Raw genomic sequence first — 15,157 nt, 5'->3', positions numbered from 1 at the left:
ACCCCGCCGAACCGGGCCCCGCCGATCCGGGCCCCGGCCCCGCTGATCCGCCGGGCCGTACAACGCACTCGCCGCGGGCCGGACGTGGTCCTGGGCCGCGGCGAGGGTGCTCCGACTGGATCCGTCAGAGCTTGTCCATACGGGTGTAGGGGCTGACGATACGGGCCTGGCGGGAGCCGAAGTCGACGAGCATCGCGATGCCCTCCTCGACGCCGACAATCCTGCCCAGGCCGAACTGGTCGTGCGTAACACGGTCACCCAGGGCGAAGTGCTTGGCGACCGGGACAACCGGAGCTTTGAAGGGACTGGTGGACAGGTGGCGCCGGGGCGCGGATGGCTTCGTCATCGTGTTTCCAGTATGCGCCCCCGGAGGCCCCGAGAGTGAGGCGTGGATGACAACGATCCGGACGCTACGGGGGCCGCGCGCCCTCCGAGAGGTGCCCGGAGCTGGGCGGCAGGCCCCGCCGAACCGCAGGTCGAGCGGCCGTCCACGCCCCTCTACAGCGCCTTGAGCGCCGCCGCCGTGGCCCGGGTCAGACTCTCCAGATATCCCTTCGGCGGTTTGGGGCCGCGGATCACCACGGCGCGCCAGTAGAGCGGTCCGGAGATCACGTCGAGGGCCAGTTCGCCGTCGATGTCCGTACGGATCTCACCGCGCTCCCTCGCCGCCGCGACGATGCCGTCCGCGACGCCCGCCTGCCCCTCCCGCAGGGCCTTCTGCAGGGCCTCCGCTATCTCGGGGTTGCGGGCCGCCTCGGCCTGGAGGTCGGGGACGACCTGCGAGGCGACCGGGTGACGCAGGGCGCGCGAGGTGACCTCGTACAGCAGGCGCAGGTCGCCCTCCAGGGTGCCCGTGTCGGGCGCGGGCAGCCCTTGCACGGCGATCGCGGAGACCAGGTCGAGCACCAGGTGCAGCTTGGAACGCCATCGGCGGTACACGGCGGTCTTGCCCACGCCCGCGCGGCGCGCGATCCCCTCGATGGACATGCGCGCGTACCCGACGGCCGCGAGTTCCTCGAAGACGGCCCCCCTGATCGCCTCGGTCACGTCCTCCCGGAGCACCGCCGCCCCGGCGGGTGCCCGGCGGCGCGGCTTCGGCGTCGTCTGCGACTCCGGCTGCTGGGGGTTCGTCGTCATGCCGACCAGCATAGGGGCGTAACGACGAAACGGTTGCGTTGCGACGTCGGATCGGCCTACGCTCACGTCACGACGATACGGTCCCGTCCCGACGTAAAGACGAGCCCAACCGCAGGTAAAGACACCCCCTCACACTGAAAGCAGCGGATGTGAGTCAGGTCCTCGACACACCGTTCTCGGCACCGCCCGCGGACGACCCCGCGGCACTCGCCGCCCGCCATGGCCTCACGGTCAGCGGCGCACGGCCCTCCCTGTCCGCGTACGTCCGCCAGTTGTGGGCGCGCCGGCACTTCATCACCGCGTTCGCCACGGCCAGGCTCACCGCCCAGTACAGCCAGGCGAAGCTCGGCCAGGTCTGGCAGGTGGCCACTCCCCTGCTCAACGCGGCGGTCTACTACTTCATCTTCGGCGTCGTCATGGGCACCAGCCGTGGTGTGCCGGACTACGTCCCGTTCCTGGTCACAGGCGTGTTCGTGTGGACGTTCACCCAGAGCTCGATCATGGCGGGCACCCGGGCGATCTCCGGCAGCCTCGGCCTCGTGCGCGCCCTGCACTTCCCGCGGGCCGCGCTGCCCGTGTCGTACGCGCTGCAACAGCTTCAGCAGCTGCTGTTCTCGATGGCCGCGCTGGTCGTGATCCTGCTCTGTTTCGGTGTGCCCGTCGGTGTGTCCTGGCTGCTGGCCGTGCCGGCACTGGCACTTCAGTTCGTGTTCAACGCGGGCGTGGCGCTGGTCGTGGCCCGGCTGGGCGCGAAGACCCCGGACATCGCCCAGCTGATGCCGTTCGTGCTGCGGACCTGGATGTACGTCTCGGGGGTCATGTGGAGCATCGAACGGGTGCTGAGCGGCCACCCGGACATGCCGCGTGTCGTGCTGCTCGCCCTGCGGTGCAACCCGGCCGCCGTCTACATCGACCTCATGCGGTTCGCGCTGATCGACTCGTTCCACGCGAGCCAGCTGCCCGACCATGTGTGGCCGCTCGCGGTCGGCTGGGCGCTGCTCGCCGGTGTCGGCGGGTTCATCTACTTCTGGAAGGCAGAGGAGACGTACGGCCGTGGCTGAACAGAGCGCAGTGACCGACAGGACCGACGAAATCCCCACCGTCGAAGCGGACCCCAACCCGCCCGTCGTCGCGGACCGGATCCCGACCGTCGTCGCGGACCGCGTCGACATCGTCTACCGCGTCAACGGCACGGGGGTGGGGCGTGGCAGCGCCACCGCCGCGCTCAACCGCATCCTGCGCGGGAAGAAGAGCGAGCAGGCGGCGGGGGTGCGCAAGGTGCACGCCGTGAAGTCCGTCTCCTTCACCGCGTACCGGGGTGAGGCGATCGGTCTGATCGGCACGAACGGATCGGGCAAGTCCACCCTGCTCAAGGCCGTCGCCGGGCTGCTGCCGGTGGAGCACGGGCGGATCTACACCGACGGGCAGCCCTCCCTGCTCGGCGTCAACGCGGCGCTGATGAACGACCTGACCGGCGAACGCAACGTCCACCTCGGCGGGCTCGCGATGGGGATGTCCCGGGAGCAGGTGCGGGAGCGGTACCAGGAGATCGTCGACTTCTCCGGGATCAACGAGAAGGGCGACTTCATCACCCTGCCGATGCGGACGTATTCCTCCGGGATGGCCGCGCGGCTGCGGTTCTCCATCGCCGCCGCGAAGGACCATGACGTGCTGATGATCGACGAGGCCCTCGCCACCGGGGACCGCTCCTTCCAGAAGCGCTCCGAGGCCCGGATCCGGGAGCTGCGGAAGAGCGCGGGCACGGTCTTCCTCGTGAGCCACAACAACAAGTCGATCCGGGACACGTGTGACCGGGTGCTGTGGCTGGAACGGGGGGAGCTGCGGCTGGACGGGGGCACGGAGGAAGTGCTGAAGGAGTACGAGAAGTTCACCGGGGGCGGGGGGAAGGGATAGGCGGCGAGAGGGAGGCGGGTCGAGGTGTTCGCCGACTGCGGGTGCGTGGGGGCCGGGCGTGCAGTTCCCCGCGCCTCTGCGGGGCGCGCCCCGGCGCTCACCCCGCTGTCAGCGTTCCAGGAAGCCGAACAAGTTCTCCCATCTGTGCACGATCTCCGTCGTCGTGTAGCGCTGGATGTTGACGCGGGCCCTGTCGCCCATGCCGTCCCGCAGCTCCTTGTCGGACATCAGGGTGTCGAGGCGGCGGGCCAGTTCGCCGGTGTTGCCGAGGGTGGCGAGGAGGCCGTCCTCGCCGTCGCGGACGATCTCGTGGACGCCGGGCGCGCAGTCGAAGGCGGCGCAGGGCACGCCCGTCACCATGGCCTCCATCAGGGCGAGCGGGAAACCCTCGCCCCGGGAGGACTGCACGAAGACGGAGCCACCGCGCAGCGCGCCCGGCACATCGCCCGTGGGCCCCATCCAGTCGACGCAGCCGTCGAGCCCGAGAGCCGTGCACTGCTTCTTGAGGATCTCCTCGTCCTCGCCTGAGCCGTAGATCCGCAGGCGCCAGTCCGGATGCCGGGGCGCGACCTCCGACCAGGTGTCGAGGAGCATGTCGATGCCCTTCTGGTGGTGCAGCCGGCCGATGCTGACGACCACCTTCCCGGTGCGCGGCGACGGCACCTCGGGCATGAAGGGCAGCGGGTTCGGCAGGTAGGAGGCGTTGTTCATGCCCTGCCCGATCCACAGGTCGGCGTCCTCGCGGGTCAGCGCCAGCATGCGGTCGACGTCCCGGTAGTGCTTGCGCACCCGGGGGAAGCGCGAGGACATCCGGGAGTACGCGAACGACTCGTGGCTCATCCCGATCACGGTCAGCCCGCGTGTGTCGGCCTGGGCGACCCACTCCATGGCCCACACCTGCGTGACGATCACGACCGCGCCGGGCCGCGCCGTCCGGAACAGCGCGGTGAGTTTCACGGCCTCCTCGCGCATGCTCGCCTCGCGGGCCCGGCCGGGGCGCGGCGGCTGTCCGGCGTACAGGGTCGTCGTCGGGTACGGGACCTCGCCGAGTTCCTGGGCCACCTCGGGCGGTGTGATGCCGACGACGTGGACACGGTGGCCGCGCGCGGTGAAGAGCCGGGCCATCTGGTGCGACCAGCTGGTCACCCCGCCCATTTCGTCGACGCTGTTGGAGACGAAGAAGACGTCACGCGGCACAGCCGTGCTCGCGGGGCTCACGGGGGTCACCGGGGCCACGGGGGTCATGCGCGCCTCCACTGGGAGAAGAACTGGTCGACGATGCTCTGCGCGGCGGTGCCCTGGTCGTACTCGCCGAACTCGGCCACGAACCCCTCGCGTGCCTCCGCGTACTTCACCACCTGCTCGTCGAGGGAGGCGAGGGCGACGTACAGCTCCTCCTCGGTGCGCACGACCGGGCCCGGGGCGCGTTCGAGGAGGTCGAAGTAGGTGCCGCGGCCCTCATGGACGTACTCCTCGTAGTCGTACGCGAAGAAGAACATCGGCCGGCCCAGGAGCGCGTAGTCGAACATCACGGACGAGTAGTCGGTGATCAGTCCGTCGGCGAGGGCGAGCAGCGGGGTCACGTCGTGGTGGGCGGAGACGTCGACGACCCGCCCGCGCACGGACGGCGGGAGGACGACGTGGTCGAGGTAGTGGGAGCGCACCAGGAGGACGTACCGGTCGCCGAACTCGTCGGCGAACCGCTCCACGTCGAAGGGCAGCTCGAACCGCCGCTGCCTGCCGCCGTGCTGCCGGAAGGTGGGCGCGTACAGCAGGACGGCCCGGTCGTCGGGGATCCCCAGCTCGGCGGCGAGGACGCCGCGTTCCCGTGTCCCCGTCTCCTCCTCCCGCCTTCTGGCGTGCACGAGCGCGTCGTTGCGGGGGTAGCCCACGCGCAGCAGCGTCCGTTCCTTCAGGCGGAACGCGCGGGCGAGGGTGCGTACGTCGTGCTCGGAGCGGATGAGGAACCGGTCGAAGCGGTCGAGGACGCGCTGCTGTTCCGTCTGCGCGTGCCGGGTCTTGAGCTTCCAGGCGGGTTCGTCGAAGCCCATCCGCTTGAGCGCCGAGCCGTGCCAGGTCTGGAGGTACGTGGTCCCCGGCCGCTTGGTGAGCTTCAGCGGATAGCTCTGGTTGTCGACCCAGAACTCGGCACGGGCCAGCGCCTTGAGATAGGGCAGCGACCAGCGGCGTACGAGCGTGGCGTCGGGCGGGAAACCGGCCGGACCGCTGCCCGTGTACGACCACACGGCGTCGAAGTCGAGGTTCTGGCGCCGCATCTCCTCGTAGAGCGCCTTCGGGCTGTCGCTGTACTGCCGGCCCAGGTGGCTCTCGAAGACGACGAGGCCCTTCTTGAGGGGCAGCCGGCTGAACACCTCGTGGTAGACGCGGATCTTGGTGTCCCCGGAGGTGAGCCTCCGCCGCACCGCCTTCGCCTTCCGGTACCCGGACTTGGCGAGCCGGCCGGGTGTTCCCCGCACGCTCCGCCCGACGAACGCGTCGACCTTCTCGCGGGTGAGGACCCGGAAGGAGAGGTGGCCGCGGGCGGAGACCTCGGGGACGACGTGGCCGGCGACCAGCCTGCTGAGCCGGGGCCGCACGGGCAGCCGGCCGACGGCGAGGCCCGGTTCGGCGGCGGTGAGCCGGGTGGTGGTGGGCACGCCGTCGACGTGGAGGCGCAGCCGTACGTCCCACACGGCGTCCACGATGCCCAGGGGCCGCAGCCCGCGGGTGAGGTCGGCGGACGCCTCCCAGGCGATGGAGGCGCCCTCGTGCCGCAGGGTGCGCACGGGGAAGCGGAAGGTCTGCAGGCGCACGCCCTTGCGGCGGGCGGCGAACTCCAGCTCGCCGCCGAGCCGCGCGCCGGGCGGTACGACGCCGAGGGGATTGACGATGCGCCCGGCGAGCCGGACGGTACCGACGGCCGCGCCGCCGGCCTCCTCGTAGCCGGTCAGGACGTTGCGCAGGAACATCTTCTCGACGGGCTTGGCGTGGTAGCCGAGGTCGGTGACATCGAGAACGTGCCGCGCGAAGGCACCGTCGCCGATGTCGCTGTCACCGTCGTCGCCGTCGCCGTCGAGGTGCTCGGCGCACCAGTAGACGCGGCCGTCGCGTTCGACGAGCGGTGCGGAGACCTTGTCGCGGTTGGTGAGCGTGTCCACGGCCGGCAGCAGGTTGTCCCAGTCGCTCTTCTGCAGGAGGTAGGCGCAGATGGCGTGGATGGGCTCCACCTCGTCGAAGGCGGCCCGGTCGATGGACTCCAGGTAGGCGCGGGCGATGGCCGCGAACTCCGCCCGGTAGGCGGCGTCCCGCAACGGCAGGTCGCGCAGGTGCAGCACCAGGTCGTGCTTGAGGAACTTGACGTCCTTGAAGAACTTGAGCTCCGGCAGCCCCCGGTCGGCGAGGAGCCGGTCGACGCGTCGGTGGATCTCCATGCGGTGCGCGAAGTTGGCGATCTCGGCGCGCCGGTTGCTGATCGACTTCGTCGGGGCCTTGTCGACGACGTTCCAGTCGTAGACGCGGTTCGGGATGAGAGTGATCCGGCGGGCCGCCGCGTACGCCTGTGCGGAGAAGAGCAGGTCCTCGTAGTGGATGCCGACGGGGAACCGGAGCCCCTGCTCGACGAGGAACGCGCGGCGGTAGCACTTGTTGGTCGACAGGGTGTCGAAGACCAGCAGGTCAGGCAGTTCGGAGACCGAGTCCAGGGTGCGGGTGCGCGCGTACAGCCAGGGGTACCACTTGACCTCCTTGCGGGTGCGCGAGTCGACGTGGACGCGTACGCACAGCCCGGAGACGAGGTCGGCGCCGGTCGTCTCGGCCGCCTCCAGCATGTTCCGGCAGGCGTTGCGCTCCAGCACGTCGTCGCTGTCGAGGAAGACCACGTACGTGCCGCGGGCCTGCGCGATCCCGTGGTTGCGGGGCGCGCCACAGCCGCCGCTGTTCTCGTCCAGCCGGTGGGCCCGTACGCGCCCGGGGTGCCGGGCGGCCAGCTCCCGCGCGACGTCGTACGAGCCGTCCGTGCTGCGGTCGTCCACGATCACGACCTCGACGTTGCGCAGGGTCTGCTCCAGCGCGGAGCGTACGGCGGTGGGGAGCCGTGCCTCGTCGTTGTAGACGATCACGACGACGGACACATCCGGTACGGGCGCCTGAAGCGATTCCTCATTCACCCCATTTACCCTAAATGCCACCCCCCGTTCACGCAGTTCCCCGCGCCCCCGAATGGGGGCGCGGGGAACTGCGCAATCTTTTGGCGGGGTCTGGGGCGGCAGCCCCAGGGACGGGACGGGAAGGGGCGGCGGGGGCGAGGAACCTACGCGTGCGTGCGCAGCATCGTCCGCATCGTCCGCATCGCCACCGAGAGATTCGCCAGGTCGAACGCCTCCGACCCCTGAATCTCCTCCAACGTCGCCCGCGCCCGCGTAAGGATCGCCACGTTCTTCTTCTCCCACGCCGCGAACCGCTGCTCGGGCTTCGACTTCCCGTTGCCCACCGCGAGCACGTCCGCGGTGAGCGCCGCGTGCGCCGCGTACAGGTCCTCACGGATGGACGCACGGGCCATGGACTGCCAGCGGTCCTCCCGCGGCAGCTCGATGATCCGGTCCATCAGCTGGGTGATCCGCAGCCGGTCCCCGAGGTCGTAGTAGACCTCCGCGACGCGCATCGGGTCCTTGCCCGTCCGGTCGGCCACCGCGACGATGTCGAGCGTCGGGAAGGCAGACGAGAACCCGGCCACCCGCTGCGCCAGCTCCGCCGGCACCCCGGCCTCGAACAGCTCGTCGTAGATCCGCTGGTACCACTCCTGGTCCGCGCCCTTGAGCAGGTTGGGCACCTCGGCCCACACGCGCGTGACCCCGTCCCGGAAGAAGTCGATCGTCTCGGCGAGCTGGATCGGCTGCGGCCGGTTGTTGAGCAGCCAGCGCGTGGCCCGCTCGACGAGCCGGCGCGAGTGCAGCCGGATCCGGGTCTGCACCCCCGCGTCGACCGTGTTGTCGAGCGCCTCGACCGCGTCCCACACGGAGCTGGAGTCGAAGATCGCACGGGCCGCGGTCTGCGCCCTGACGATCTCCTCCAGGGAGGCCCCGGTCTCCTCCCGCAGCCGGTGCAGGAAGCTCGTACCGCCGGTGTTGACCGTGTCGTTGACCAGCACGGTCGTGACGATCTCGCGGCGCAGCGGGTGGCTGTCGATCTGCTCGGCGAACTGCCGGCCGAGCGCGGTCGGGAAGTACGCGTGCAGCAGGCTCCGCAGGTACGCGTCGTCGGGCAGCGACGTGTGCAGCAGCTCGTCGGCGACCGTGATCTTCGTGTACGCGAGGAGGACGGCCGTCTCCGGCTGGGTCAGCCCGTGCCCGGCGTTGAGCCGCTCGCGGATCTGCCGCTCGGTGGGCATGAACTCCAGCGCGCGGTTGAGGTGGCCGGCCCGCACCAGGTGCCGCAGGTAGCGGTGCTGGGCGTGCAGCATGCTCGGCGACTGGGCGAGGGCGTTGGCGAGCGCCGTGTTCTGCGCGTAGTTGTTGCGCAGGACGAGCGTGCCGACCTCGTCGGTCATCCCGGCGAGCAGCTTGTTGCGCTGCTTGACGGTCATGTCGCCGTCCCGGACGACCGCGTTGAGCAGGATCTTGATGTTCACCTCGTGGTCGGAGGTGTCCACGCCCGCGCTGTTGTCGATGGCGTCGGTGTTGACCTTGCCGCCGGCCTGCGCGAACTCGATGCGCCCGAGCTGGGTGAGCCCGAGGTTGCCGCCCTCGCCGACGACCTTGACCCGCAGGTCGGCGCCGTCCACGCGGATGGCGTCGTTGGCCTTGTCGCCGACGTCCGCGTGCGACTCGGTGGACGCCTTCACGTACGTACCGATGCCGCCGTTCCACAGCAGGTCGACCGGGGCCGCGAGGATGGCGCGCATCAGGTCGGCGGGGGTCATCTTGCCGACGTTGCCCTCGATGCCGAGGGCCTCCCGGATGTGGCTGTTGAGCTGGATGGCCTTGGCGGTACGGGGGAAGACGCCGCCGCCCTGCGACAGCAGCGCCTTGTCGTAGTCGGCCCAGGACGAGCGCGGCAGCTCGAAGAGCCGGCGGCGCTCGGCGTACGACGTCTCGGCGACCGGGCGCGGGTCGATGAAGATGTGCCGGTGGTCGAAGGCGGCGACCACGCGGATGTGCTCGGAGAGCAGCATGCCGTTGCCGAACACGTCACCGCTCATGTCGCCCACGCCGACGACCGTGAAGTCCTCGCTCTGCGTGTCGACGCCCAGCTCCCGGAAGTGCCGCTTCACGGACTCCCAGGCGCCGCGGGCGGTGATGCCCATCTTCTTGTGGTCGTAGCCGGCCGAGCCGCCGGAGGCGAAGGCGTCCCCGAGCCAGAAGTTGTACGACTCGGCGACCCCGTTGGCGATGTCCGAGAACGTCGCCGTGCCCTTGTCGGCGGCGACCACGAGGTAGGTGTCGTCCTCGTCGTGCCGTACGACGTCGACGGGCGGTACGACCTCACCGGCCACCATGTTGTCGGTGATGTCGAGCAGCGCCGAGATGAAGGTCTTGTAGCTGCGGACGCCCTCGGCCATCCAGGCGTCGCGGTCCGCCGCCGGGTCCGGGAGCTGCTTGGCGACGAAGCCGCCCTTGGCGCCGACGGGCACGATGACGGTGTTCTTGACCATCTGCGCCTTGACGAGCCCGAGGATCTCCGTGCGGAAGTCCTCCCGCCGGTCGGACCAGCGCAGTCCGCCGCGCGCGACCTTGCCGAACCGCAGGTGCACGCCCTCGACCCGCGGCGAGTACACCCAGATCTCGTACGCCGGGCGCGGCGCGGGCAGGTCCGGGATGGCCTGGGGGTCGAACTTCATGGAGACGTAGTCGTGCGGTACGCCGCCGCCCGCCTCCTGGAAGAAGTTCGTGCGCAGGGTCGCCTTGATGACGGTGAGGAAGGACCGCAGGATCCGGTCCTCGTCCAGGCTGGCCACCTGGTCGAGGGCGGCGTCCAGCTCTTCGAGGAGGGCGTCGGTCAGCTCCGTGCCCGCCCGCTGCCGGTCCGGCGACATACGTGCCTCGAAGAGCGAGACGAGCAGCCGGGTGGTGTGGACGTTGCTGCGGAGGGTGTCCTCCATGTAGTCCTGGCTGAAGGTCGAACCGGCCTGGCGCAGGTACTTGGCGTACGCGCGCAGCACCATCGCCTGCCGCCAGTTCAGGCCGGCGCTCAGGACGAGGGAGTTGAAGCCGTCGTTCTCGGCGCGCCCGGTCCAGGTCGCCGCGAAGGCCTCCTGGAACCGCTCGCGGCCGTCGTCGCCGAGGTGGTCGCCGGTGCCGGTGCCCGGCAGGCGCAGACCGAAGTCGTAGATCCACGCGGACGCGCGGTCCGGGCAGCGCAGCTCGTAGGGCCGCTCGTCGGTGACCTCGACGCCGAGGCGGGTGAGGACCGGCAGGACGGCGGAGAGGGAGACCGACTCGCCGATGCGGTAGATCTTGAAGCGGCGCTCTCCGGGAGCGGCGCCGACCGGCTCGTACAGGCTGAGGTCGAAGTCCTGGCCCTCGCCGAGCTGCTCCAGGCGGACCAGGTCCGCGACCGCGGTGCGCGGGTTGTGGTCGGCCTTGTAGCCCTCGGGGATGACGTTGCCGTAGCGGCGCAGCAGTTCGGCCGCGCGCTCCTCGCCGCACTCCGCGTTCAGTGCCTCGGCGAAGCCGTCGGCCCAGGAGCGGGCGGCCTCGACGAGCCGCGCCTCGATACGGTCCTTGTCGGCGTCGCTGAGCTGCGGCAGCTCGGTGCCCTGCGGGACCCGGACCACGAAGTGCAGCCGGGAGAGGATCGACTCGGTGTTCCAGGCGGTGAAGTCGACGCTGGTGCCGCCCAGTTCCTCCTTGAGGATGTCGATGATCCGCAGGCGTACGCCGGTGGTGTAGCGGTCGCGCGGGAGGTAGACGAGCGCCGAGTAGTAGCGCCCGTACTCGTCCTGGCGCAGGTAGAGCCGCAGCCGGCGCCGCTCCTGGAGGTACAGGACGGACGTGGCGATCGCCCGCAGCTCGTCGGCCGGGGTCTGGAAGAGCTCGTCGCGCGGGTACGTCTCCAGGATCTGGAGGAGGTCGCGGCCGTCGTGGCTGTTGGGCGAGAACCCGGCGCCGCGCAGCACCTCGGCGACCTTGCGGCGGATGACGGGCACGCGGCGCACGGACTCGGTGTAGGCGGCGGAGGAGAACAGGCCGAGGAAGCGCCGCTCCCCGACCACGTTCCCGTCGGCGTCGAACTTCTTCACGCCGACGTAGTCGAGGTAGGACGGCCGGTGCACGGTGGAGCGGCTGTTCGCCTTGGTCAGGACGAGCAGCCGGTGCTCACGGGCCTTGGCGCGGGCGTCGGCGGGCAGCCGTTCGAAGGACGGGCTGACCGGGTGGCTCTCCTCGCTCCCGTGCTGCGGGTCGGAGCGCAGGATGCCGAGCCCGGTCCCGGCGACGGCGCCCAGCGAGTCGTCGTCGTGCAGCTCGTACTCGCGGTACCCCAGGAAGGTGAAGTGGTCGTCGGCGAGCCAGCGCAGCAGCTCGCGGGCCTCCTCCACCTCCTGGTCGCGCAGGTCGTCGGCGGTGGGCTCCTTGGGGAGCTCCTCGGCGATGCGCAGCGCCGAGTCGCGCATCTTCTCCCAGTCCTCGACGGCCTCGCGGGCGTCGGACAGGACACGCAGCAGGTCGGCGGTGATCTGCTTCAGGTCGGCGCGGTCGCTCTCGCGGTCGAACTCGACGTGGATCCAGGACTCGACGGAGGCGTCGTGCGGGAGCTCGCCGGTGGGCCGGGTCCTGAGGACCTCGATGAGCTTGCCGGTGAGGTCGCGCCGCACGACGAACTGCGGGTGGATCACCACGTGGATGCCGCGCCCCTGCCGGGACAGCTCGTTGGTCACGGAGTCGACGAGGAAGGGCATGTCGTCGGTCACGACCTCGACGACGGAGTGGCTGCACATCCAGCCGTTCTCTTCGACCGTCGGGGTGTGGACCCTTACGTTGGCCGTGCCCTGGGGGCGGTTCTCGGCCAATCGGTAGTGCGAGAAGGCGGCTCCGAAGACGTCGACCGGGTCCCGGTCTCCGAGGTCCTCCGGAGCGGTGTGCAGGTAGTAGCGCTGGATGAACGCGAGCAATGTGTCCCGGTCAGGGGTGCTCTCGTCCGTCTTCCCGGTCGGTAGGTGCCCCCCTGCCGGGCTGTTCTCAGCTACCCGGGCGGCCCTTTCGAGCAGCTCGGCCTTGGCTTCGTCCAGCTTGGTCTGCATTGTCCCCTGGCTCCTGTCGCGCGCCGTTGCGTGACGTCGTAGAACGTGAAATGACGTAGCGCCTCGACGCGGGGTGTCCGGTCTGTTCCGACGCTATGCCGGGATGAGAGATGAGCGGGGCGGTATCGGCCATTCTTGACGGCTCCGGAGGGTGTGACTCTGCTCTCGGTGCCTGATCCGCGGCTGCCCGCTCGCGAAGACCAGCGACCGCCCGGTCACGGATGTCGTCCGTGCGGTCCGGGCGCAGGGCAGGGGCGACGATGCCCCCGCGACGTATCGCGCTGATCACGGGACAAGGCTATCTCGCCGACGGGGGATCACTCATGTACCGCATGTGTACAAAGAGCCCCCACCTTTGTGACACTCTGCACAGTTAGCTCCGCGGGTGTGCCGGGGGCTGTTGCGGGTGCGGGCTGGTCGGTGCGGGCCGAAAGGCGGGGCGCACGCTCGAAACCCGGCTCAGGGCCCACTCACCCAGGGGCGCGGGGAACTGCGCACCCCAGCCCTCACCAACCCGCACCTGCCTGCCCACCCGCCGCCTACCCGCGCCCCCCGCCGGAAGGCGTCACGCCGCCAACCACTCGGCGACCGTCACCGCCTCCGCCAGCGTGTCCACCACCGGCACCCCCACCCCTTCGAGACTGGCCCGGCTGTGCGACCCGCCGGTGTACAGCACGGCTTTCGCACCCACGTGCCGCGCGGCGACCGCGTCGTCCGTCGCGTCCCCGATCACCACCGCGCGAGCCGGATCCACTCCCGCGAGCGCCTCCAGATGGCGCACCATGTGCTCGGCCTTGCTGCCGCCGGACGGCCCGGTCCGCCCGTCGACCCGCACGAAATGCGGCTCGATGCCGAAGCCGCGCACCAGCGGGACGAGCTCCTCGTGCCCGTACATGCTCAGTATCGACTGGCTCCGCCCCGCGGACACCCACTCGGAGAGCAGTCCGGGCACCCCGTCGGTGAGCCCGCACCCCACCCGGTGCTCGGCGTAGTACCGCTGGAAGACCAGATCCATGACCTCCCACTCGTCGTCCGTCGGCAGCCGTCCGATCAGCCGCTCGTAGAACTTCGGTACGGGTACGCAGTACAGCTCGCGGTACCGCTCCAGGGTGATCGGCGGTATGCCCAGCTCGGCGAACGCCGCGTTCGTCGCACCGATGATGGCCTCGTTGTCGTGGAACAGCGTCCCGTTCCAGTCCCAGACGATGTGTGTCGCTCCGTGCATCCCCATATCCAAAAAGTACCCGCCCCCACCGACAACCCATCAAAGAAGCTTCGAGCGGGCCGCCGGAGCGCCTGCGGCACCCAACGCGCCCCCTGGATGCGTCAGTCGCCGAGCCCGACCAGGTTCGGAATCTCCTGCGTGGCGAACCACAGCAGCTCGTGGTCCTCGGCCCCGTCCACCACGAACTGCGCGTCGTCGTCACCCCGGTCCGCCGCGCCCAGCGCGTCCGCGGCCGCTGTCACGTCCGGGCCCGCCTCGTCCGCGTCGACGTGCACGGCCGCGGCGTCGGTCAGCGACACGGCACCGGCGACCCGCACCTCCCCGAGGGACGCGGGGTCGAGTCCCCGGTCCGGGTCGGAGACCGCCGCACCGTCCGGCACGTCGGCGGCGACGACGACCCGCCGGCGCGGGACACCGGGGTCGAGGGCGACCAGCCGCAGGGAGGCGAGCGCTGCCCGGTTCAGCGCCGCGTACTCCAGTTCCTCGATGTCGTCGGAGAGGTACCACTCGCGCAGCGCGGGTGTGACGGCGTACGCGACGAAGGGTCCCGAGCCGAGCTCACCCGTCTTGTACGCCTCGGCGAGACCGGAGAGGGTCAGGGGGACGTAGACGCGCATGGCTGGCCGCTTTCGTAAGGGGATTCCGTGGTCGGCTCCGCGGGCGGGCCTGGCCCTCAGGATACGTGCGGGTGTCCTCTTTCGAGTTCGCGCCCACCCTCCGCCGGGCGTCCACCACCGGCTCGCCCGTCACCCGGTGGACCCCGGCCCCCGCATGCCTCCCCCTCACCCTCATCACTCTGATAGGTGAAGATTTCGACGGCCCCGACACCGGCCCGGCCTCCTTGCGGTGACCCGCCCCGGCCTCGTACAAGGTCCCCGACGGAAAGTTACCGACTGGTATCAACCGGTCCGACGCGAATGGGGCTCCGCCGTGAACAAGGTGATGACCAGGACGAGGCGCACCCCGGGCACCCGACCGCCGGTCCGCCACGACACCCGTCGCCCGGGTGCGCCGAGGAGCAGGACGGCCCCCTCCGCGCCCCGGAGCAGCGGCCTGGCGACCCCGCCGCGGACCGAGGCCGTCCGGGGTCTCGCGGGAACCGCCGCATCCCCCACGCCCCCGCCCCGCCCCACCGACCTCTTCGCCGAACGCCTCGTCGAGGTGCTGAGCGGGCGGCGCCCGGTCCACAGCATGCTCCGGCACACCGCGGGCCGCGCCTACGACGAACTGGCCTGGCTCGCCGAACGCGGCCCGCTCCGCACACGCGGCACCCGCCCGGTCGTCCGGGACATCGGCTACTACGTACCTCGCCAGGGCGCCGTCGAGGCCTTCGCCCGCATCGGCGCCGGCGACCAGCTACGCGCGATGGCGTTCCGCCTGGAACAGGGCCCGGACCTCCGCTGGCGCTGCACAGCGGTAGAACTGGGCGGCCCCCGCATGCCCCACCCCACAACCGACTGACCCACAAGCCCCCGGAGAGGGCACACACAACACCCCGACACCAGCCGCGCCCCTCAGGGGCGCGGGGAACTGCGCGCTCAACCCCCACCCACCCGCACCCGACACACCACCACCACCCGACCCACCCAGGGGCGCGGGGAACTGCGCACCCAGCCCCCACCCACCCGCACCCCGCATCCCGCATC

At 70.7% G+C, this 15,157-nt stretch carries 10 protein-coding genes; 3 read left to right on the top strand and 7 right to left on the bottom strand.

Annotation, left to right across the window (positions count from 1 at the left end; all coding sequences use genetic code 11):
- Window positions 1-124: 124 nt before the first annotated feature.
- Both ACLVWQ_RS28650 and ACLVWQ_RS28645 read right to left on the bottom strand, forming a co-directional pair.
- A complete protein-coding gene (locus tag ACLVWQ_RS28650) occupies window positions 125-346 on the bottom strand; it encodes a hypothetical protein (RefSeq protein WP_055517933.1) in 222 nt (73 codons plus the stop codon).
- Window positions 347-498: 152 nt separating this feature from the next.
- Entirely contained in the window at window positions 499-1,149 is a 651-nt protein-coding gene (locus ACLVWQ_RS28645) for a TetR/AcrR family transcriptional regulator (RefSeq protein ID WP_414112099.1), read from the bottom strand.
- 137 nt (window positions 1,150-1,286) lie between these two features.
- On the opposite strand from ACLVWQ_RS28645, the gene ACLVWQ_RS28640 reads away from it, so the two are divergent.
- Together ACLVWQ_RS28640 and ACLVWQ_RS28635 are read left to right on the top strand one after the other, a co-directional pair.
- A complete protein-coding gene (locus ACLVWQ_RS28640) occupies window positions 1,287-2,198 on the top strand; it encodes an ABC transporter permease (RefSeq protein WP_414112098.1) in 912 nt (303 codons plus the stop codon).
- A gap of 31 nt (window positions 2,199-2,229) precedes the next feature.
- Window positions 2,230-3,051, top strand: coding sequence for an ABC transporter ATP-binding protein (locus ACLVWQ_RS28635; protein WP_414112170.1), 822 nt, complete (start codon window positions 2,230-2,232; stop codon window positions 3,049-3,051).
- Between the two features lie 108 nt (window positions 3,052-3,159).
- On the opposite strand, the gene ACLVWQ_RS28630 is transcribed toward ACLVWQ_RS28635, so the two are convergent.
- The 5 genes from ACLVWQ_RS28630 to ACLVWQ_RS28610 form a co-directional block, all read right to left on the bottom strand.
- On the bottom strand, window positions 3,160-4,296 hold the full coding sequence (locus ACLVWQ_RS28630; protein WP_414112097.1) for a glycosyltransferase: 1,137 nt from the start codon (window positions 4,294-4,296) through the stop codon (window positions 3,160-3,162).
- Window positions 4,293-7,217: a CDP-glycerol glycerophosphotransferase family protein gene (locus tag ACLVWQ_RS28625; protein ID WP_414112096.1), complete on the bottom strand. Its 2,925-nt coding sequence runs from the start codon at window positions 7,215-7,217 to the stop codon at window positions 4,293-4,295. The genes ACLVWQ_RS28630 and ACLVWQ_RS28625 overlap by 4 nt, the downstream gene beginning before the upstream one ends.
- Before the next feature lie 143 nt (window positions 7,218-7,360).
- Window positions 7,361-12,286: an NAD-glutamate dehydrogenase gene (locus ACLVWQ_RS28620; protein ID WP_414112095.1), complete on the bottom strand. Its 4,926-nt coding sequence runs from the start codon at window positions 12,284-12,286 to the stop codon at window positions 7,361-7,363.
- Between the two features lie 565 nt (window positions 12,287-12,851).
- Window positions 12,852-13,517 (bottom strand): HAD family hydrolase, encoded by a 666-nt coding sequence (locus ACLVWQ_RS28615; protein ID WP_414112094.1) that lies wholly within the window; start codon window positions 13,515-13,517, stop codon window positions 12,852-12,854.
- Window positions 13,518-13,612: 95 nt separating this feature from the next.
- A complete protein-coding gene (locus ACLVWQ_RS28610; RefSeq protein WP_414112093.1) occupies window positions 13,613-14,128 on the bottom strand; it encodes a DUF6912 family protein in 516 nt (171 codons plus the stop codon).
- Window positions 14,129-14,441: 313 nt separating this feature from the next.
- On the opposite strand from ACLVWQ_RS28610, the gene ACLVWQ_RS28605 reads away from it, so the two are divergent.
- Entirely contained in the window at window positions 14,442-14,972 is a 531-nt protein-coding gene (locus tag ACLVWQ_RS28605; RefSeq protein WP_414112092.1) for an Rv3235 family protein, read from the top strand.
- The last annotated feature ends 185 nt before the right edge of the window (window positions 14,973-15,157 follow it).

The organism is Streptomyces sp. CWNU-52B, assembly GCF_047444975.1.
GTDB lineage: Bacteria > Actinomycetota > Actinomycetes > Streptomycetales > Streptomycetaceae > Streptomyces.
This window is presented reverse-complemented; position numbering and strand designations above follow the sequence as displayed.

Coding starts and splice junctions, on each gene's coding strand:
- ACLVWQ_RS28650 (WP_055517933.1), bottom strand. CDS start 346: ATGACGAAGCCATCCGCGCCCCGGCGCCACCTGTCCACCAGTCCCTTC.
- ACLVWQ_RS28645 (WP_414112099.1), bottom strand. CDS start 1,149: ATGCTGGTCGGCATGACGACGAACCCCCAGCAGCCGGAGTCGCAGACG.
- ACLVWQ_RS28630 (WP_414112097.1), bottom strand. CDS start 4,296: ATGACCCCCGTGGCCCCGGTGACCCCCGTGAGCCCCGCGAGCACGGCT.
- ACLVWQ_RS28620 (WP_414112095.1), bottom strand. CDS start 12,286: ATGCAGACCAAGCTGGACGAAGCCAAGGCCGAGCTGCTCGAAAGGGCC.
- ACLVWQ_RS28615 (WP_414112094.1), bottom strand. CDS start 13,517: ATGGGGATGCACGGAGCGACACACATCGTCTGGGACTGGAACGGGACG.
- ACLVWQ_RS28610 (WP_414112093.1), bottom strand. CDS start 14,128: ATGCGCGTCTACGTCCCCCTGACCCTCTCCGGTCTCGCCGAGGCGTAC.